General features: G+C 76.1%; 17 protein-coding genes. 7 read left to right on the top strand and 10 right to left on the bottom strand.

Going from position 1 to position 17,842, the window contains the following annotated elements; genetic code table 11:
- Window positions 1-65: 65 nt before the first annotated feature.
- Genes K1J57_RS16680 through K1J57_RS16690 form a run of 3 tightly spaced genes read right to left on the bottom strand, consistent with a single transcriptional unit; the run spans window position 66 to window position 4,611 of the window.
- Window positions 66-1,790: an ABC transporter ATP-binding protein gene (locus K1J57_RS16680; RefSeq protein WP_220559487.1), complete on the bottom strand. Its 1,725-nt coding sequence runs from the start codon at window positions 1,788-1,790 to the stop codon at window positions 66-68.
- Window positions 1,787-3,631 (bottom strand): ABC transporter ATP-binding protein, encoded by a 1,845-nt coding sequence (locus tag K1J57_RS16685; RefSeq protein ID WP_220559488.1) that lies wholly within the window; start codon window positions 3,629-3,631, stop codon window positions 1,787-1,789. The genes K1J57_RS16680 and K1J57_RS16685 overlap by 4 nt, the downstream gene beginning before the upstream one ends.
- Window positions 3,628-4,611: an alpha/beta hydrolase gene (locus K1J57_RS16690; RefSeq protein WP_220559489.1), complete on the bottom strand. Its 984-nt coding sequence runs from the start codon at window positions 4,609-4,611 to the stop codon at window positions 3,628-3,630. Before K1J57_RS16690 ends, K1J57_RS16685 begins: the two co-directional genes overlap by 4 nt.
- Window positions 4,612-4,675: 64 nt before the next feature.
- On the opposite strand from K1J57_RS16690, the gene K1J57_RS16695 reads away from it, so the two are divergent.
- Both K1J57_RS16695 and K1J57_RS16700 read left to right on the top strand, forming a co-directional pair.
- Window positions 4,676-5,224: a TetR/AcrR family transcriptional regulator gene (locus K1J57_RS16695; protein ID WP_220559490.1), complete on the top strand. Its 549-nt coding sequence runs from the start codon at window positions 4,676-4,678 to the stop codon at window positions 5,222-5,224.
- Between the two features lie 58 nt (window positions 5,225-5,282).
- Window positions 5,283-5,933, top strand: a complete 651-nt coding sequence (locus K1J57_RS16700) for a TetR/AcrR family transcriptional regulator (protein ID WP_255646371.1) — start codon at window positions 5,283-5,285, stop codon at window positions 5,931-5,933.
- A gap of 49 nt (window positions 5,934-5,982) precedes the next feature.
- Here the strand turns inward: K1J57_RS16700 and K1J57_RS16705 are convergent, their stop codons facing one another.
- Both K1J57_RS16705 and K1J57_RS16710 read right to left on the bottom strand, forming a co-directional pair.
- Window positions 5,983-6,699 (bottom strand): tyrosine-protein phosphatase, encoded by a 717-nt coding sequence (locus tag K1J57_RS16705; protein WP_220559491.1) that lies wholly within the window; start codon window positions 6,697-6,699, stop codon window positions 5,983-5,985.
- Entirely contained in the window at window positions 6,696-8,090 is a 1,395-nt protein-coding gene (locus K1J57_RS16710) for an MFS transporter (protein ID WP_220559493.1), read from the bottom strand. Before K1J57_RS16710 ends, K1J57_RS16705 begins: the two co-directional genes overlap by 4 nt.
- Before the next feature lie 212 nt (window positions 8,091-8,302).
- Here K1J57_RS16710 and K1J57_RS16715 point away from each other — a divergent pair, with 212 nt between their 5' ends.
- The gene (locus tag K1J57_RS16715; protein ID WP_220559494.1) at window positions 8,303-10,108 is read left to right on the top strand and encodes a glycoside hydrolase family 3 protein; all 1,806 of its coding nucleotides are present in this window, start codon (window positions 8,303-8,305) and stop codon (window positions 10,106-10,108) included.
- 150 nt (window positions 10,109-10,258) lie between these two features.
- On the opposite strand, the gene K1J57_RS16720 is transcribed toward K1J57_RS16715, so the two are convergent.
- The 5 genes from K1J57_RS16720 to K1J57_RS16740 form a co-directional block, all read right to left on the bottom strand.
- Entirely contained in the window at window positions 10,259-10,858 is a 600-nt protein-coding gene (locus K1J57_RS16720; RefSeq protein ID WP_255646372.1) for a bifunctional 2-polyprenyl-6-hydroxyphenol methylase/3-demethylubiquinol 3-O-methyltransferase UbiG, read from the bottom strand.
- 36 nt (window positions 10,859-10,894) lie between these two features.
- Window positions 10,895-11,845 carry an MBL fold metallo-hydrolase gene (locus K1J57_RS16725; RefSeq protein WP_220559495.1) on the bottom strand — a complete coding sequence of 317 codons (951 nt, stop codon included), beginning with the start codon at window positions 11,843-11,845 and terminating at the stop codon, window positions 10,895-10,897.
- Window positions 11,842-12,264 carry a hypothetical protein gene (locus K1J57_RS16730; protein ID WP_220559496.1) on the bottom strand — a complete coding sequence of 141 codons (423 nt, stop codon included), beginning with the start codon at window positions 12,262-12,264 and terminating at the stop codon, window positions 11,842-11,844. Before K1J57_RS16730 ends, K1J57_RS16725 begins: the two co-directional genes overlap by 4 nt.
- A 194-nt stretch (window positions 12,265-12,458) precedes the next feature.
- Window positions 12,459-13,049, bottom strand: a complete 591-nt coding sequence (locus tag K1J57_RS16735) for a snapalysin family zinc-dependent metalloprotease (RefSeq protein ID WP_220559497.1) — start codon at window positions 13,047-13,049, stop codon at window positions 12,459-12,461.
- A 144-nt stretch (window positions 13,050-13,193) separates the two neighbouring features.
- Window positions 13,194-13,919: an SDR family oxidoreductase gene (locus tag K1J57_RS16740; RefSeq protein ID WP_220559498.1), complete on the bottom strand. Its 726-nt coding sequence runs from the start codon at window positions 13,917-13,919 to the stop codon at window positions 13,194-13,196.
- A gap of 83 nt (window positions 13,920-14,002) precedes the next feature.
- Between K1J57_RS16740 and K1J57_RS16745 the strand changes: the two genes are divergently transcribed.
- The 4 genes from K1J57_RS16745 to K1J57_RS33990 all read left to right on the top strand — a co-directional run bounded on the left by K1J57_RS16745 (window position 14,003) and on the right by K1J57_RS33990 (window position 17,824).
- Window positions 14,003-14,881 carry a LysR family transcriptional regulator gene (locus K1J57_RS16745; protein WP_220559499.1) on the top strand — a complete coding sequence of 293 codons (879 nt, stop codon included), beginning with the start codon at window positions 14,003-14,005 and terminating at the stop codon, window positions 14,879-14,881.
- 261 nt (window positions 14,882-15,142) lie between these two features.
- Window positions 15,143-16,435, top strand: a complete 1,293-nt coding sequence (locus tag K1J57_RS16750; protein WP_220559500.1) for a PQQ-like beta-propeller repeat protein — start codon at window positions 15,143-15,145, stop codon at window positions 16,433-16,435.
- Window positions 16,436-16,484: 49 nt separating this feature from the next.
- The gene (locus tag K1J57_RS16755; RefSeq protein ID WP_220559501.1) at window positions 16,485-16,853 is read left to right on the top strand and encodes a BlaI/MecI/CopY family transcriptional regulator; all 369 of its coding nucleotides are present in this window, start codon (window positions 16,485-16,487) and stop codon (window positions 16,851-16,853) included.
- Complete coding sequence (locus K1J57_RS33990) at window positions 16,850-17,824, top strand: M56 family metallopeptidase (protein ID WP_220559502.1); 975 nt, start codon at window positions 16,850-16,852, stop codon at window positions 17,822-17,824. Before K1J57_RS16755 ends, K1J57_RS33990 begins: the two co-directional genes overlap by 4 nt.
- Window positions 17,825-17,842: the final 18 nt, after the last annotated feature.

The raw sequence follows: 17,842 nt of genomic DNA on the forward strand, positions 1-17,842 counted from the left end.
TCAGTGGTGCGGCGGGTGGGGCGGCCGCGGCGGGTGCCCCTGCCAGGGGCCCGGCCGCCCCGGCGTCACCCGCCGCCCCCCGAGGGCACGCCCGAGGTGGAGGCCCGCCAGAAGTCCGCGTAGCGGCCGCCGCGGCGCAGCAGCCCCTCGTGGTCGCCCTCCTCCACGATCCGGCCGCCGTCCAGGAACACGATGTGGTCGGCGCCGCGGACGGTGCGCAGCCGGTGCGCGACCATCACCACCGTCCGGCCCGCCGACAGGCGCTCGATGCCCTCGTGCACCGCGGCCTCGCCGACCGGGTCCAGCGCGGAGGTCACCTCGTCCAGCAGCACCACCGGCGCGTCCTTCAGCAGCGCCCGCGCGATCGACACCCGCTGGCGCTCCCCGCCCGACAGCAGCGCCCCGCCCTCGCCGACCTCCGTCTCCCAGCCCCGGGGCAGCCGCTCGACCACCTCGTCCAGCCGGGCCGCGGCCGCCGCCGCGCGCACCTCCGCCGCCGTGGCGCCGGGCCGGCCCAGCCGCACGTTCTCCTCGATCGTCCCCGAGAAGAGGTGCACGTCCTGGAAGACCACGGCGATCCGCTCCATCAGCACCTCCGTGGGAACGGACCGCACGTCCACACCCCCCAGCCGCACCGAGCCGCCCTGTACGTCGTGGAACCGGGCCACCAGGTGCAGCAGCGTGCTCTTGCCCGCCCCGGACGGGCCGACGACGGCGAGCCGCCGCCCCTCGGGCACCGACAGGGACAGGCCGTCGATCACCGTGCGGCCGCCGTACCCGAACTCCACGGACGCGAACTCCAGGTCGTGCCGCCGGGGCCGGACCGGTTCCGCGGGCTCGGGCAGCGGCTCGGTGCGCAGCACCGTGTCGAGCCGTTCCAGTTCGGCCCGCGCGGCGCGCAGCTGCCCGCCCAGGTCCGCCAGCGACAGCAGCGGGTCGGCGCAGCGGGCGGCCAGCACCAGGACGGCCAGGAGTTCGGCCGCCCCGATGTCCCCGCCGAGCACCAGGTACGCGCCCAGGGCCAGGACCGCCGTGAACGCCGCCTGCACGGTCAGCGCCAGGCCCACCACTCCGGGCAGCGCCGACACGAGCGAGCGGCGCGACGCGCGCCGGATCCCGCGCAGCGCCTCGTCCAGCGCCCGGAAGCGCTCGGTGCCCCGGCCTCCCGCACGCAGCACCGGCTGGGCGCCGAGGTACTCGATCACCCACCCCGTGGCCTCGTGGTCCCGCGCAGCGCGCTCGGCGTCGGCGGCCGCCGACGCACGCCCCGCCCGGACCTGGACCGCGGCCACGACCGGCACGGCGATCGCGGCGGCCAGCCCCAGCCGCCAGTCGAAGGCGAGCATCACGGCGACGATGGTCAGGGGCGTCGCGCAGGCCGTGAGGAACGGCGCCAGCAGGTGCGCGATCACGCCCATCGCCTGGAGCACGCCGCGCCCGGCCAGGCCGGACACCTCCCCGACCCGGTCGCCGGTGTACCAGCCGACGGGCAGCCGGGCCAGATGGTCGCCGAGCCGGTGGTACACCCCCCGCAGCAGCGTGGTCCCGGCCCGGAACCCGGACAGGTCCGCGAGGTAGCGCAGGACCCCGTACCCGGCCACCGCGGCGCCGAACGCCGCCAGCCAGGGCAGGGCCCCGCCGGGGTCGTCGCCGAACAGCGCCCGCAGCACCGGGACCAGCAGGGCGCAGGCCAGGCCCTCGGCCACCGCGGCGGCCGTCATCAGCACGACGGTACGCCGTACCGGTCGCGCGTACTCGTCCCCGAGCACGCGCAGCAGCATCCGGATCATCGGGGTTCGTCTCCTCGCACCGCGTCGCCCGCGGCGGTCGATTCCTCGGAGGCGGCCCGGTGGGTCCTCCAGAACGCGGCGAACTCGCCGCCCCGGGCCAGCAGTTCGGCGGGCGCGCCGCGTTCGACGACCTCCCCGTCCCTGAGCATCACGACGGTGTCGGCGTCGGCGATCGTCTCCAACCGGTGGGCGATGACCAGGACCGTCCGCTCTCCTCCGCGCGCGGTCAGGGCCCGGCGCACCGCCCGCTCGGTCAGCGGGTCGGCGAACGCGGTGGCCTCGTCCAACACCAGGACGGGGGTGTCCGCGAGCAGCGCGCGGGCGATCGCGATCCGCTGCGCCTCACCGCCCGACAGCCCGGCCTCCTCGCCCAACACCGTCTCGTAGCCGTGCGGCAGGGCCGTGACGCGCTCGTGGACCTCCGCCGCCCGGGCGGCCCGCTCCACCGCCCCGCGGTCGGCCCGCGGCACCGCCAGCGCGATGTTGTCCGCGACCGAGGCGCGCAGCAGGCGCGTGTCCTGGAAGACGAACGACACCTTCCGGTACAGTTCCCGGCCGTCGATCTCCCGCAGGTCGGCACCGCCCAGGAGGACCGAGCCGGAGGTCGGGTCGAAGAACCGCGGCAGCAGCCGGACCAGGGTGGACTTGCCGCTGCCGGACGGCCCGACGACCGCGGTGACCGTCCCCGGTTCGAGCACCAGGTCGATCCCCCGCAGCACCTCGCGGCCGTCCCCGTAGCCGAATCCGACCCCGCGCAGCTCCACCCGGTGGCCCCGGGGCGCGACCGGGTGCGCGGGCTCGGGGAGCGGGGGCACCGCCAGCACCTCCCGGATCCTCCCGACCGCGCGCCGGGCGGCCTGCAGGTCGTCGAACCCGTGGCCCAGGGCCGCCACCGGGGCGGCCAGGCCGGGGCCCAGCAGCAGGAAGGGCGGCAGGTCCGCCGGGGCCATCCCGCCCGCCGTGACCAGCACCGTTCCGCCGACCAGTACGGCCAGCAGGACGAACGGCGGCGACAGCACCAGCTGCATGCCCGCGGCGACCACGGAGAGGTTGCGCACCATGCGGGAGAACGAGGCGGTGAAGTCGTCCACGGCCCGCAGGAACCCGCGGTGGGCGCGCTCCTGGCCGCCGAACACCTTGACCACCGAGATGCCCCGGACGAACTCCACGGCGGCGTCCGCGATCCGCCCCTGGGCGGCGTCGAACTCCTCCTGCTCGCGCAGCCGGGCGGGGGTCATCATCAGCGGCACCAGCGCCACCGCCAGCACCACCGGGACCAGGGTGACCAGGGTGAGCCGCCAGTCCACGGTGAACAGGTAGGCCAGCGCCACCAGCGGCACCACGAACGCGGAGACCAGCTCGCCGGGCGCGTGGGCGATGAACGGGTGCACGGCGCTCACGTCCTCCCCGACCACCTTGGCCAGTTCGCCGGTCCGGCGCCGGGAGAGCCAGCCGATCGGCGCCCGCCCCAGCCGCTCGGCCAGCCTCCGGCGCAGGGCCAGCTGCAGCCGGACGTCGACCAGGTGCCCGACCCCGGACGAGGCGGCCGTGAACAGCAGGCGGACGAACAGCCCGGCCGCGCCCACCACCACGGCCGCCCGGACGCGGTCCGGGTCGGGCGGTCCCGACGCCAGCAGGACCCGGCCCAGTTCGACCACCGCCAGCAGCGGGGCCAGGCCCGCGAGGGCCCCGACGACCTGGAGGACCACCACGGAGGCGAAGCCGCCCGCGTAGGGGCGCAGCAGCCCGCCGGCGCCCCCGTCCGGCGTGCGACCCGGGTCCCGCGCCTCGGCGGGCGGGGCGGTCCCGGTCGCCGCCCCGGCGGTGTCGGTGGCGGTCATCGCCGCTCCACCCCCGCCCGTCGCGCCGCGGGGTGCAGCCGGCCGCGCAGGAACGCGAGGATCCCGTCCCGCGCGGGGCGGGCCTGCCGGACCAGGCCGGGCATGCTGAGGAACCCGTGGACGGCCCCCGGGTAGCGGTCCCGCCGGGCGTCGGTGCCCGCGGAGCGGAGCCGCTCGGCGTAGCGGCCGCCGTGGTCCTCGAGCGGGTCCAGCCCGCCGGTCACCACCAGCGCCGGGGGCAGGCCGGACAGGTCCTCGAGCTTGAGCGGGGACACCTCCCGCGGGTCCAGACCCGGCGGCAGGCTCAGCCGGGCGGCGGTGCGGAGCTCGGACAGGGAGAACGCGGGCTGACCCGTGTTGGCGGCGATCGAGGGGTGGTCGGCCATGGTCTCCGTCCAGTCCAGGGCGGGGTAGGCCAGCACCTGGGCGTGCACCGCGGGGCCGCCGTCGCGGGAGCGCAGGGCCATGAGCGCGGCGATCGTGCCCCCGGCGCTCTCGCCCAGGACCGCGACGGCCGCCGGGTCGACGCCCCAGGCCCCGGCCTCGTCGAGGATCCGGGCGAGCGTGTCGTGGCCGTCCTCGACCGGCAGCGGCAGCGGGTGTTCGGGGGCCAGGCGGTACTCCACCCCCATGACCACCGCCGGACAGCGGGCGGCCAGGTGGCTGTTGAGCCAGTCGTTCTGCGCGGCGGTGCCGGCGATGAAGCCCCCGCCGTGGAACGACAGGACCAGCGGGAGCCGGGGGCCCGCGTCGCGCGGCCGGTGCACGCGCAGGGTCAGGCGGCGGCCGGGGAGGTCCAGGACCCGTTCCGTGATGCGGGTGCGCCGGTGGGGGAGGCCGGTGACCACGCGCATCGCGCGCGAGGCCCGCAGGCGGTTGGTCCGGTGCCGTGCGGCGATCACCTGCTCGTCGGTGAGCGACTCCCAGTCCGTGGTGTTCCTGGCGAGGATGCGGGTGCCCAGGGGGGCCTTTCCGCTCATGGCGTGTCCTCTCGGATCAATTACGCTACTTCCAGTAGCGTAATCGGCAAGATAGCCTGAACCGGTGCAGAAATCCACTCCGGCCGGACGCCCCCGCTCCGATCTGAACGCGACCGTCTTCGCGGCCACACTGCGCTCGGTGCGGGAACTGGGCTACGCGGGCGCCACGATGGACCGCATCGCGGCCGAGGCGGGGGTCGCCAAGACGACGCTCTACCGCCGGTGGCCCTCCAAGGGCGCTCTGATCGTGGACTGCCTGCTCGACGCGATCGGCGTGGTACCGCTGGAGGGGGAGACCCGGGACGCGATGCTGGAGACGGCCGTCCGCTGGGCCGCCGAGAAGATCGGGGAGCCCGGGGTGGGCGCGGCGTTCGCGGGGGTGTTCAGCGAGGCCATCAACGACCCCGCCCTGCGCGAGATCCTGAACACGCGCTTCCAGGCGCCGTACCTGGCCGTGCTCCGGGAGGCGCTGAAGGAGCCGGAACAGCGGATCCTGCTCATCGTCGACGTGATCGCGGGGACGCTGCTGCACCGCCTGGGCATCAGCGGCCGGCCGATGGTCGAGGAGGACGTCGACGCTCTGATCGCGATGACGCAGGGCCTCCTGCGCTGACCTGCGGGCCTCCCGGCCGCTTACCGGGCCGGAGCGGCTTCGGCCTATGATTCCGGCCATGGCATCTCTGGGCGAGGACGCGGCGGTCGTGGTCGACGACAAGCGGATCGTGCGCGGCGACACCCGCCGCACGGCGATCCTGGCGGCCGCGACCCGCGAGTTCGGCCGCAAGGGGTACGAGAGCGCGCGGATCGCCGACATCGCCCGGGCGGCCGGGGTGACCGACGCCGGCGTCCTGCACCACTTCCCGCGCAAGAAGGACCTGTTCCTCGCCGTCGTCGAGCTGCGCGAGGACGTCTACCGCGAGCTCTACCTCCGCGAGATCACCACCGTCCGCGACCTGTGCGACGGGCTGGTCGCCGCCGTCCGACGGGCGGCGCAGGACCCGGACCTGGTGCGGTTCCGCCGGATGCTCACCGGCGCGGCGGGCATCGAGGGGCACCCCATCGAGGGCCGCCACCGGCACAACCTCGAACGCGCCCTGGAGGAGTTCGTCCCGGTGGTGCGCGACGGGATCGGGTCCGGCGAGCTGGCCGCGGACACCGATCCCGAGCGGACCGTCCTGGAACTGCTGGCCCTCAACGAGGGCATCCGCGACCAGTGGCTCACCCTGCCCGACCGCATCGACTACGTCGAGACCTTCGAGGCGGCCGTGGACTCCCTCTACCGCCGCATCGCCGCCCCGACCGGGGACGCCCCGCCCGACTGAGGGGACGGCGCCCGGCGTCCCCGGGCCGGGCCGGCGTGCGGACGCCGCCTCAGCCGGCCGCCAGCAGCCGGCCGCGCAGCCGCTCCAGGGCCTCGGCGTCCAGGCCGTGCGCGGCGAGGTACCCGGCCGCGCCGCCGTACCGGGCGTCCAGCCGCTCGAACACCTCCGCCATCACCGGGGCGGGACTGCTCACGATCAGCGTCTCGACCTCCGGCGTGACCTCGATCCCCATCGCGCGCACGGAGGCCAGCATCCCCTCGGCCCAGGCGCCGCCCAGCCGCGACCCGCTGAGCGCGTAGTCGGCGACGATCTCTTCCCGCTCCACGCCCACCGCGTCCAGCAGCAGTGCCACGGCCAGTCCCGTGCGGTCCTTGCCCGCCGTGCAGTGCACCAGGACGGGACCGCCGGTGTCGGCGACCAGGAGCGCGATGCGGACGAAGGCCTCGCCGGCCGAGTCCACCAGGCCCGCGTAGACCTCGCCCAGGGTCGGCACGGCGGCCATGGAGTCGGCGGAGCCCTCCAGCAGGGGCAGCCGGACGGTGGCCGGGTGCACCCCCGGGGCCCGGGCGACCTCGTACTCGGCGCGCAGGTCGACCACCAGCGCGAAGTCGTCCCGCAGCGTCCGGGCCCCCGCCTCGGTCAGCGAGGCGGGCCCGGCGGACCGGCACAGCACCCCGGTCCGGACGGCGCCCGCGGGCGTCCGCAGGCCGCCGACGTCGCGGAAGTTGACGAGGCCCTCGGGGGCCCGGACGAGCGTTTCGGTCATGGTGTGGTGTCCTCGCTGTCGGTGGATACGGGGGCGCCCTCGGAGCGGGCGGCCCCGGGCGGGTTCGAGGGGGCGGGGGAGGCCACGGAGGCGGCCGGGGGCACCAGGGCCTCCGGGACCGCGGGGGTCTCGGGGACCGCAGAGGTCTCGGGGGTCGCGGGGGCGCGCCGCAGGACCGGCCGCAGCCCGGGCAGCACCGCCAGCGACAGCAGTACCGCGACCGCTCCCGCCAGGTAGAGCGACGCGTAGTTGTTCTCGTGCCCGGTCACCGGGTCCGGCCCGCCCACCGCGAGGGCGAGCGGAGCGAGCGCGGGCGCGACCGACTGCGGGATCGTCTTGGCGAGGTTGAAGATGCCGAGGAACTTGCCCTCCTCGCCGGCCGGCAGGGTCCGCATCACGAGCGCCAGGTCGATCGAGTAGTACACGCCCAGGGCGAAGCCCGCGACGACCGTGCTCGCCCAGAACACGGAGACGTCCCCGGTGTAGGCCTTCATCAGCAGCGACACCGCCATGGCCGCGGTCGCCGCGACGATGAACGGGCCGTAGTTCCCCCGCCGCGAGGCCAGGTACCCGCAGGCGAACGCGGCCGCGGTGTTCAGGCCGGCCCCGGCGACCGTCGCCAGCGAGGTCAGGGACACGGCTTCGCCCTGCTCCATGCCGAGCCGTTCGATGAGGTAGAAGAGCCCGAACGTGCCCACGATCGTGTACCCGAACTGCATCACGCACCGCTGGACCCACACGAGCGAGAACCGCGGCACCCGCAGCGGGTTGAACAGGAACGCGCGGAACACGTCCCCGATCCCGCGCTCCCGCGCCCCGGCGCCGGAGACGGGCGCGTCCGGCACGACGGCGCAGACCACGCCCACGATCACCAGCGAGATCAGCGGCATCGCCAGCATCACCACGGCCAGGTTCTCGGCGAACACGGCCGCGATCAGCATCGCCGGGACCAGGCCGAGGAAGCCGAAGGCGCCGAACACCCCGGACGCCTTGGCCCGCTGCTCCTCGGGGACCTGGTCGGCCAGCATCGCGTTGAGGGCCGCCAGCGAGGCGTTGTACCCGGCCTGGCCGAGCGCCCAGGCGGCGGCGAGCCAGCCCACGCCCGGGGCGAGCAGCATGAGGACCGCGCTCACCGCGCCCAGGACGGCCCCGGAGACGATCCAGGGCCGGCGCCGTCCGAAACGGGACCGGGTGCGGTCGGAGAGGTGGCCCCAGACCGGGTTCGAGACCAGGGCGGCGACCGCCCCGGCCGTGGTGACCAGGGCGAGCGAGGCCTCCTTGGACTCCGGGGCGATCTCCAGGACCTTGAGGGAGAGCGAGACGGCGAGCGCCGTGGCCAGCGGGCCGAGCGAGGCGAGCTCGACCAGGGCGAGCAGGTAGACGCGCGACATGGGGATGCGCGTCGGCGGGTGGGGCGGGGGAGCGGACGGGGCCGGTGGCACGGCGGGATCCCTTCGGGCCGGGGTGTTCTGTGGGCGGGCACCGCGGTGCCCGCCGTGAGCGTAGGGACTCCGGCCGGACCCGGAGTTGAATACCTAGTGGCTACTAGGTAATACCTAGTGAATACTAGGTCCAGGGGGTCGGATCCCGCTAGGGTGAGCGCATGCCCACCATCGGAACCCCTTCCACCGGACCCTCGCCGACCGCCCCGCACACCGCCTCACCTGCGGTGGAGTCCCTCCTCTCCAGGATGACCCCCCAGGAGAAGGCGGGGGCGCTCCTGGTCGCCCGGGTGACCGTCAACCCGGACGGAACGCCCTGGGAGGGCACGGACGACGAGTCGCCGTTCGGCTTCACCCCCACCACCGAACTGCTTCTGGACCGCCATGTCCGGTCCTTCTGCCTGATGAACTCCCCCGGCGCGGAGGAGCTGGCGCGCTGGGGCACGGCGGTCCGGGCCATCGCCGCCCGTTCGGGCCCGGGCGTGCCGCTCACGGTCGGGTCGGACCCCACCCACGGCCGCGGCCGCAACGCCCAGGTGAGCCAGAGCGGCGGCGGCTTCAGCACCCTGACCGAACCCCTCGGCCTGGCGGCCACCCACGACCCCGCGCTGGTCGAGGAGGTCGCCCGGATGATGGCGGCCGAGCTGCGCGCGGTCGGCGTCCACATCGCCGTGCACCCCATGGCCGACCTGGCCACCGAGCCCCGCTGGGCGCGCGTGGCCGGGACCTTCGGCGAGGACCCCGGGCACGCGGCCGCGATGACCCGCGCCTTCGTCCGCGGCCTCCAGCACGGCGGCGCGCACGAACGCGTGCTGGCCACCGCCAAGCACTTCCCCGGCGGGGGCCCGCAGCGCGGCGGCGAGGACGCCCACTTCGAGCGCGGGGCCCACACGGTGTACCCCGGCGGCCGCTTCGAGGACCACCTGCTGCCGTTCGCCGCCGCGATCGGCGAGGGCGTCGCCATGGTGATGCCCGGCTATGCCGCCCCGCTGGGACTGGACCACGACGAGGTCGGCTTCGCCTTCCAGCGCACGGTCATCACCGGCCTGCTGCGCGATCGGCTGGGCTTCGACGGCACGGTGGTCACGGACTTCAACGTCGTGACGGGGATGCGCCTGCCCCGCCTGGGGATCGAACTCCCCGTGCGCGCCTGGGGGCTGCTGGACCTGACCCCCGTCGAACGCGTCGCCCGCCTGTTCGAGGCGGGGGTCGACCAGCTCGGCGGAGAGGACGACCCGGCGCTCGTCCTGGAGGCCCTGGACCGCGGCCTGGTCACCGAGGAGCGGTTGGACGCCTCCGTCCGGCGCGTGCTCCGGGACAAGGAGCGCCTGGGACTGCTCGACGACCCGGCGGCGGGGACGGTCGCGCCGGAGCGGGTCCGCGAACGCGTCGCCACCACGGCCGGCCTCGCGCTGGCCCGCCGGGCGCAGGCGGCGTCCGTCGTCGTCCTGTCCGGCGGAGCCGTCCGGCTGGGACCGGACGTGCGCGTCTACGCCGAGGGGGTGGACCCCGGGGTCCTGGCCCGGTACGCGCGGCCGGTGGAGAGGGCGGAGGAGGCCGACCTCGCCGTCCTGCGGCTGGCCGCCCCCTTCGACCCCGCCCCGGAGGGGAGCCTGGAGGCCGCCTTCCACTCGGGGACCCTGGAGTTCCCGGAGGAGACCGTCCGGCGCGTGGAGCGCCTGGCGGCGGCCGTCCCCGTGGTCGTCGACGTGTTCCTGGAGCGCGCCGCCGTGCTGACCCCCTTCGCCGAGCTGCCCGGGGTGACCCTGGTGGGCACGTTCGGCGTCGACGACGACGTCCTGCTCGACGCCGTGTCCGGCAGGGCCGAGGTCTCCGGGCGGCTGCCCTTCGACCTGCCCCGCTCCGACGCGGCCGTCGCCGCGGCGCGCGAGGACGTGCCCTTCGACACGGCCGACCCGCTCTTCCGGTTCGGCCACGGTCTGCGCCTGCCCGCCCGCCGCTCCTGAAGCGCACCGCCACGGCCGGGCCGGGGAGGGCGTCCCCGGCCCGGCCGGATCGGCGGCCCCCCAGGCTCTGCGGGCATCCGGCCCCGCCCCGCGCCTGCGGGGGCGGACCGGGCCGGGGGACGCCGCGGTGCGCCGGCGCACCGCTCCCGGTCAGTCGGCGGCGCGGCGGAACCGGTACCACTGCGGCGAGGTCCGGTTCATCGGCCACCCCAGGCCCGCGGGATCGGCGTCCTCGGCCGAGAGGAGCTCCCAGCCGGGGAACGCGGCCTCGACCTCGGCCCGAGAGACGCCCTCGACCAGGCGCCGGTAGCGGGACGGCCCGAAGGCGAGCATCAGCAGGGTGGCGCCGGGGGCGGCCAGCGCCGTCACACCCCGCCCCTCGGCGGCCCGCTGCTCCGGGGTCAGCCCCTGGAAGCAGCCGATGTCGAGGAACAGGTCGAACACCCCCAGACCGGCCGACGGCAGGTCGGTCACGTCCCCCACAACGTAGGAGACCTCCGCCGGGCCCCTGCTCCGGGCGGCCTCGATCGCGGCCGGCACGAGGTCGACCCCCACCGCCTCCCAGCCGCGCCGGGCCAGTTCGGGGGTGAACTGGCCGCGCCCGCAGCCCAGGTCCAGGGCCCGCCCGGGCCCGCCCGGCCGCTCCCGCGTCTCCCGGTCGATCAGGCCGCCGAGCTGCGCCCCGCCGGCGGCGCCGTAACGTTCCCACGGGGTGAAGCCGAGACGGTACATCCGCGCGTATTTCGTCATGCCCTCACGGTAAAACGGCCTTCCGGCGGGGCGCCGTCACCCCCCGGACGCCGGACCCGCCGCAGGTGGGGGCGCCGCCCTGCCGTCGCCGACGGCCCGGAACAGCCCCGGCTCCACCTCGGCGACCCGCCCCTGCGCCGCCAGCACCTCCAGGTGCTGCACCGCGGTCCGGCGCTCCACCGGGTCCACGTGCGGCCCCTCGACGTGCGGGCGGTAGACCAGCCGGTGCGCGACGATGTCCTCCAGGGTCCGGGGCACGGCGAGGAGGTCCAGCAGAGCGGCACTGCGCCGGTCCACCACCCCGGCGTAGGCGTCGAGCCTGCGCCGGAACTCCCCGGCGCCCTCGACCACGCCCTTGTGGTGCCCGGTGCCGTACCACCGCGCCTCGATCTCCCGGCAGCGGCGCATCGACGCCTCGAAGTCCGTCAGGCTGCTGCCGGCGTCCCCGTAGAAGGGGCCGAACGAGCTCAGGTCGATGTCCGCCACGAACAGGAACCCGTCCGGCTCGACCAGGAAACCGCAGTGGCCCGCGGTGTGGCCGGGCAGGTGCACGGCCGTCACGGTGCATCCGCCCAGGTCGAACACGGTGCCGTCCCCGAACCCGGTCGCATCGGGGCGCTCGCGCACGTGGAACCGTTCCCGGTAGTCCTTCTCGACGGCGGCCGCCGCCTCGGGACCCAGGCCCAGCCCGGCGATCAGCTTCTCGGGGGAACGCACCCCTTCGAGGTCGTGTTCGTGGACGCCGACCAGGGCGCTGTGGTCCGCCAGGCCCGCCATGTGGTCCTCGTGCGCGTGGCTCACCAGGACCAGGTCCGCGGGCGGCGGGGAGCCGACCAGGGAGAGCGACGGGTCGATGAGCACCGTCGACTCCGTGCCGCGCACCAGCAGCGAGTTCGCGTAGGGGTAGGCGCCGCGTTCGGCGCCGACGAGCACTCGGACTCGTCCGTGGTCCACCGCCGTGTACCCCGTGGTGTGCGCGTCCGTCATCTCGGCCCTTCGTCGGAGGAGTCCTCCCCGGCGCGGGAGCCGAGGAAGCGCAGGCCGTCGACGACGGTCCCGGCCTCGATCTCCCGCAGCGTCCACGCGTGCGGGGAGTGGTCGTCGGCGGCGACACCGTCGTGTTCGAGCAGCAGCGCGAGCAGGGGGAGGAGTTCGGCCGGGCCCTCGACGCGCCTGGAGACGTCCACCTGGAGCGCCCAGTCGGGATGGCGGCCGAGCGCGGCGTCGATCCGCGCCACCTCCTCCGGCTCCCAGTCGCCGAACAGCAGGCCGGCCGGCTCGTCGTCGATGTGGGCGTAGAGGACGTCCGGCACGACCCACGTGCCGCCGGACCGGGGCAGGTGCCGGTCGAGCAGGGCGGCGGTCTCCTCACGTCCGGTGCCGGGGAACACGAACACGGTGCGCATCGCCGCAGTCTAGGAGGTGCCCCCTGCGGCGGACCGGGGCGGGGGCGGGGGTCGGCCCCGGACGGCGGCCCGGGGAGGGGCCGGTCGACCACGGCGTGCCCGCCGTGCCGCGCCCCCGCGCACCGGCGCCCGCGGCGCCGACCCGCCGAGGCGGGCCGGCGCCGCGGGCCGTCGGCTCCGCGGTCCGCGACCGCTCAGCCGCGGTCGACCACGATCTGACCGTCGGGCGCGCTCTGACCGGCCGCGCCGCCGCCGTAGTTGGCCTCGACCCGGGACCGCTCGGAGGCGTTCGGGTTGGGGTTGGTGCAGCTCACGCCACCGGTGGAGCCCGACATCAGCGACGAGCACGGACCGGGCTTGGCGTCGGGCAGCCCCAGGCTGTGGCCGAGCTCGTGGGCGGCGATGCGCACCGCGTCGTAGCCCTGCGCGGTGCCCTGGCGGCCCATCCAGACGGTGACCTGCCCGCCGGGCCGCACCGGGCCCAGGTGGGCCCGGGGCCAGCCGTCGTCGGCGATGACGCGGATCTCGGCGCGCCGTCCGGCGGGGGCCGGCTCCAGGCGGACGTTGCCGACGCTGGAGTTCCACACGTTCACGGCCGCCGCGACGGCGGAGGTGTACTCCGCGGCCTGGCTGGAGTCGTAGTACAGGACGGTCTGGGCCGCGGGCCGGACCTGCTCCGCGGTCGGGGCGTGGACGGGCGCGGCGCCGGCGGGCGCGACGCCCACCAGCGTCATCGCCAGAGCACTCAGGGTGATGAGCAGGGGCGTGAGGATACGTCTCAGCATGCGGGGGCTCCCGGGGGTGAGGGTGCTGAACTGATCGGTGACCCGGTGGGGTCGGGGCGATGCTATGCGTAGCGCCCCGTCCTCACAAGGAGTGCAGAACGACCATTCGCGAACACCGCGCCCCCGCGCCGGGAGCTCCCGCCCTCACCAGGGGACGGCCCCCGCCTCGTCGAAGAACCCGCCGCGCGGCCCGTCGTCGGGCAGGGTCGCGAGCCGGACCGCGATCGCGGCCCCCTGCTCGGGGGTCCGCGAGCCGTTGAACCCCGTGAAGTCCGTGGCCACGTATCCGGGGCAGGCCGCGTTGACGATGATGCCGGTGTCGGCGAACCGGCGGGCGTACTGGACCGTGACGGCGTTGAGCATGGTCTTGGACGGCGCGTACGCCGCCAGCACCGGCCCCGTTCGCAGGGCCAGCGACCCCATGTTGCTCGACATGTTGACGATCCGCGGCGCGTCCGAGCGGCGCAGCAGCGGCAGCATCGCGTTGGTGACCCGGACCACCCCGAACACGTTGGTCTCCAGCACGGTGCGCACGACGTCCAGGTCCAGCGTCGTCGGGTCCTGCCCGCCGCCGTCGGAGCGGCCGGCGATGCCCGCGTTGTTGACGAGTACGTCCAGGCGCCCCGCCTCCTCTTCGACGGCCTCCGCCGCCGCGGCGACGCCCTCGTCGGAGGTGACGTCCAGCGCGACCCCGAACGCGTCGACGCCCTCGGAGCGCAGCCGCTCCACCGCCGCCCCGCGCCGCCCGTCGTCGCGCGCCCCCACCGCGACCCGGAACCCGACCTGTCCGAGGCCCCGTGCGATGGCGAGGCCGATTCCCTTGTTCGCGCCGGTGACCAGCGCGGTCTTCGTGTCGTTCACGGGTCCCATCCTCGGGGGGCCGCGAGCCCGGCGTCCAAGACCGAGTGGGTCCACTGTGATACCCGCCGGGTATCGGCCGGTAGTCTGCCGGCGTGGACCATCTCGAGACCCGCGAGCTGCGGTACTTCGTCGCCGTCGCCGAAGAGCTGCATTTCGGGCGCGCCGCCGAGCGGCTCGGGATCGCACAGCCCCCGCTGTCCCGTGCGATCCGCCGGCTCGAACACCGGCTCGGCGTCCGGCTCCTCGACCGGGACCGGCGCCGCGTGGATCTCACCCCCGCGGGCGCGGTGCTGCTCCGGGAGGCCCGGTCGGCCCTCGACGCGGTCGAGGCCGCCGTCCACCGGACACGGCGCGCCGGGGATCCGAAGCGGCCGCTGGTGCTCGCGACCAAGGCCGGCGCCTCCCACGAACTGCTGCGGAGCCTCCTCGACCGGGCGGCCGGGGAGCCCGGCGCCGCGCCGGTCGACGTCCTGCTGTGCGAGGTCGGTGAACAGGCGGGCCTGCTGCGCAGCGGACGCGCCGACGTGGCGCTCATGCACCGTCCGTTCGACGACCTCGCCGGGTTCGACACCGAGGACCTCCACACCGAGGGCCAGGTCGCGATCCTGCCCGCGGACCACCCGCTGGCGTCGCACGAACGGCTCACGCTGGCCCAGGTGCAGGACGTCCCGGGGCTGCCGATCGCCCGGTGGCCGCGGCTCGACGGGTCCTACCCGGACGGGCCCGGGCCGAAGGTGGGCACCCAGGCGCAGCTCGCCCAGCTCGTGGCGCTCGGCAGGACGCTGCTCGTCATCCCCGCCTCCAGCCGCGCCTGGCAGTGGCCCGAACACGTCGCGGTGCCCGTCGTCGACGCCCCGGAGGTCACCACGGTGATCGCCTGGCCGCCCCACAGCCGGTCCCGGGCGGTCGCCGCGCTGGTCCGCACGGCGGCCGGACTCCACGGCGCCCCCCTGCCCGTGTCCTCGGACTGACCGCACCGGGGCACACCGGGACCCGGTGGAGCCGGGGCGGGCCGCTGGGTGCCGTTCCCGGACCCGTGCGGCGGTCGGCGGTTCTCCGCCACCCGCGGCGCGTTTCTCTCTATCCGACATAGAATATCTTCTATTGCCGATAGAGAACAGAGCGGGCGCCGAGCCGCCGCGGCACCCCCGGCCGCCCCGCCCGGCCGGACACCGCCCCTTCCCGCCCCGTGCGGAAGGACGGCGCCCGCGCGACGACGTGAGGTGGTACCCATGCCGGAGCGGTTCCGCCGCCCGTCCCCGCCCCGCCGTGCCGCACGCGCCCGGCGCCGGCTCCCCGCCGCGGCGCTGTGCCTGCTCCTGGCCGCCACCGCCTGCGGCAGGCCCGGACCCGCCGACCCGGTCGACGCCCTGCCCCTGGACGGGGAACCGACCCCCGCCCCGGAGGTGGAGCCGGGCCGGTTCCCCGGACCCGTGGACGGTTCGGCCGGATGGGCCACGCCCTACTCCTCCGAGCCCAAGGGCTCCGACACCGGGTTCGTCGGCCCCGTGTCCCCGGAGGGCGGGGGAGAACTGCACTTCGTCGGCATGGACGACCGGGGCCGCACCCGCTGGTCCACCGAGCGCAACCCGAGCTGCACCGGGTTCGCCCTCACCCGCACGGGCGGCGGCGACGACCTGGTGGTGCTGCTCGACAGCGACGCGGCACCCGAGCGCGGGCTGCTCGCGACCCGGACCACGGTGGCCGCCCTCGACCCCGGGACCGGGCGCAAGGTGTGGGGGCCCGTGGAGGTGCCCGGCACCTGGGTGGGGCCGGGTCTGGTGTTCGCGCAGGTCGCGCACACCGTCATGAGCGCCGAGACCGGGCCCGCGGTGGCCCTGGCCGCGGACACCGGGCACGTCGCGGCCGACGAACGGCAGGGGGACGCGGTCCTGCACGAGTACCAGGGCACCGTGCTCCTCCACCGCGACGGAGCGCTGCGCGCGGTCGACGCCGGCTCCGGACGGGAACTCTGGGACCACACCGGTCTGGAGGTCCCCGCCGCACTGGAAGGGGCTGCGGGGGAGGCCGTCGTGTCCTACGGCCCCCGCCCCGTGAGCGACTCCGCGCCGGTGGCCGTGATGGCCTGGGAGCGGGGGGAGGCCGCGGCCTACACCGTCCACGGCCTGGAGGACGGCCGGACGCTGGCGGAGTTCTCCTCGCGGTCCGAGCCCGTACCGGTCGGCGACGAGCACGGGCGCGCCGCGGTCGCGGGCACCTCGGCCAGGTCCGGCGCACCCGTGATCACGGGCTGGGACGGCGCCCCCGGAACCGGCGGCTGGACGGTGGAGGCGGAGGCGGGGGAGCGGCCCGTACGCATCGTCTCCGGCTACCTGTACACCGAGGCCGGCGGGGAGAACCGCGTCCGCTCCATGGCCGACGGCGCGCTCCTGGACAGCGGTGCGTGGGAGGCGCCCGTGGCCGGGACGGCTGGAGGGTCGGCCGCGATGCCGGTGCCCGGCGGAGGCGGCGCCTACGCCCTGTTCCCGTCACCGGGCGCAGGCCGCGGGCAGGGGGGCGCGTGATCACTATGCTGAGGGGGATTCCGATGTCGACCGGTGGGATGCGGATGCCATGATCGCTGGGCTGGGACCGCTGGAGGCCGCGGTCATGGAGGTGCTCTGGCGCGCGCCCGGGCCCCTGCCCGTACGCGGCGTCCTGGAGGGGCTCACCGACCACGAGGTCGCCTACACCACCGCCTCCACCGTCCTGGAGAACCTGCGCCGCAAGGGCTGGGTCGACCGCGAGCGGACCGGTCGCCTGTGGTTCTACCGCCCCCGGCGCGACCGGTCGACGCACGCGGCCGAGGTGATGCACGAGGCGCTGGCCGGCAGCCGCGACTCCGAGGCGACGCTGCTGCGCTTCGTGGACGCCATGCGGCCCGAGGAGGTGCGGGCCCTGCGGGCCCTGCTCGCCGACCTGCCCGACGAGGAGGGGCGGTGACCTGGTCCTTCGCCGCCCTGTGCGCCGTGGCAGCGGTCGGTGTGCGCGGACCCGCGGTACTGCGCCGCACCGCCCGCGACTGCGGCCCGGGACCGCGCGCCATGCTGGCGCTGTGGACCGCGGCCACCGCGGCCTGGGTGCTCTCCTGCGCCGCCCTGCTCGGGGTGCTCGCCGCGGAGCTGCTGGGGCCGGCGGTCAAGGGCGTCATCGCCGCGTGTGTGAGCGTCCTCCAGGCACTGGAGCGCAACCACGCCGGATGGGGGATCGGTGCCGGGGCCGTCCTGGTGCTGGCCGCCCTCGCGCGGCTGCTGTGGACCGCCGCCCGCCAGGGGCGCGCGGGGCTGTCCTGGCGCCGGGCCCACCACCGGGACCTGCTCGCGGCGGCGCGGCGCCGCCGCCTGTACGGCCACCCCGTGTGGCTGCTCGACGCCGCCGAACCGGGCGCCTACTGCGTCCCCGGGACCCGGGGCGGCGTCGTCATCACCAGCGGGGCGCTGGAGGTGCTCACCGCGGCGCAGGCCCGCGCGGTCCTGGCCCACGAGCGGGCCCACCTGCGCGGCCGGCACCACCTGCTGGTCGGCTGGGTCCGGCTCCTGGACCGCGCGTTCCCCGGGGTCCCGCTGTTCCGCGCCGCGGCGCGCGACGTCCCCGAACTCGTGGAGTGGGCCGCCGACGACCGCGCCGTGCGCACCGTGGGGATGCGCCCCCTGGTCCACGCGCTGGGATCCCTCGCGCGGACCGGGCAGGCCGGGCCGGGCGGGCCGACCGGCGCCGCGCGGACGCTGTCCATCGCGGGCGCGTGCCCGGTCGAGCGCGTCCGCCGCCAGGTCCAGCGCCCCACCGGGTGCCGGATCTGGAGGGGGCGGCTCCGCGCCGGGGCCGCCGCCGTGCTCGTGACGCTCCCCCTGGTGTTCACGGTCGCGTCCGCCCTGGCCGCGGTGCTGATCCCGCACTGCCGCTGCGCCGGCTGACCGCCCCGGACCCACGAC

This window comes from Nocardiopsis sp. MT53 (genome assembly GCF_019598965.1).
In the GTDB taxonomy this organism is placed as follows: domain Bacteria; phylum Actinomycetota; class Actinomycetes; order Streptosporangiales; family Streptosporangiaceae; genus Nocardiopsis; species Nocardiopsis changdeensis.

Bases quoted from the DNA above. Each gene is read 5' to 3' on its own strand.
- K1J57_RS16680 (WP_220559487.1), bottom strand. From the start codon at position 1,790: ATGATCCGGATGCTGCTGCGCGTGCTCGGGGACGAGTACGCGCGACCG.
- K1J57_RS16685 (WP_220559488.1), bottom strand. From the start codon at position 3,631: ATGACCGCCACCGACACCGCCGGGGCGGCGACCGGGACCGCCCCGCCC.
- K1J57_RS16690 (WP_220559489.1), bottom strand. From the start codon at position 4,611: ATGAGCGGAAAGGCCCCCCTGGGCACCCGCATCCTCGCCAGGAACACC.
- K1J57_RS16700 (WP_255646371.1), top strand. From the start codon at position 5,283: ATGGCATCTCTGGGCGAGGACGCGGCGGTCGTGGTCGACGACAAGCGG.
- K1J57_RS16705 (WP_220559491.1), bottom strand. From the start codon at position 6,699: ATGACCGAAACGCTCGTCCGGGCCCCCGAGGGCCTCGTCAACTTCCGC.
- K1J57_RS16710 (WP_220559493.1), bottom strand. From the start codon at position 8,090: ATGTCGCGCGTCTACCTGCTCGCCCTGGTCGAGCTCGCCTCGCTCGGC.
- K1J57_RS16715 (WP_220559494.1), top strand. From the start codon at position 8,303: ATGCCCACCATCGGAACCCCTTCCACCGGACCCTCGCCGACCGCCCCG.
- K1J57_RS16720 (WP_255646372.1), bottom strand. From the start codon at position 10,858: ATGACGAAATACGCGCGGATGTACCGTCTCGGCTTCACCCCGTGGGAA.
- K1J57_RS16725 (WP_220559495.1), bottom strand. From the start codon at position 11,845: ATGACGGACGCGCACACCACGGGGTACACGGCGGTGGACCACGGACGA.
- K1J57_RS16730 (WP_220559496.1), bottom strand. From the start codon at position 12,264: ATGCGCACCGTGTTCGTGTTCCCCGGCACCGGACGTGAGGAGACCGCC.
- K1J57_RS16735 (WP_220559497.1), bottom strand. From the start codon at position 13,049: ATGCTGAGACGTATCCTCACGCCCCTGCTCATCACCCTGAGTGCTCTG.
- K1J57_RS16740 (WP_220559498.1), bottom strand. From the start codon at position 13,919: ATGGGACCCGTGAACGACACGAAGACCGCGCTGGTCACCGGCGCGAAC.
- K1J57_RS16750 (WP_220559500.1), top strand. From the start codon at position 15,143: ATGCCGGAGCGGTTCCGCCGCCCGTCCCCGCCCCGCCGTGCCGCACGC.
- K1J57_RS16755 (WP_220559501.1), top strand. From the start codon at position 16,485: ATGATCGCTGGGCTGGGACCGCTGGAGGCCGCGGTCATGGAGGTGCTC.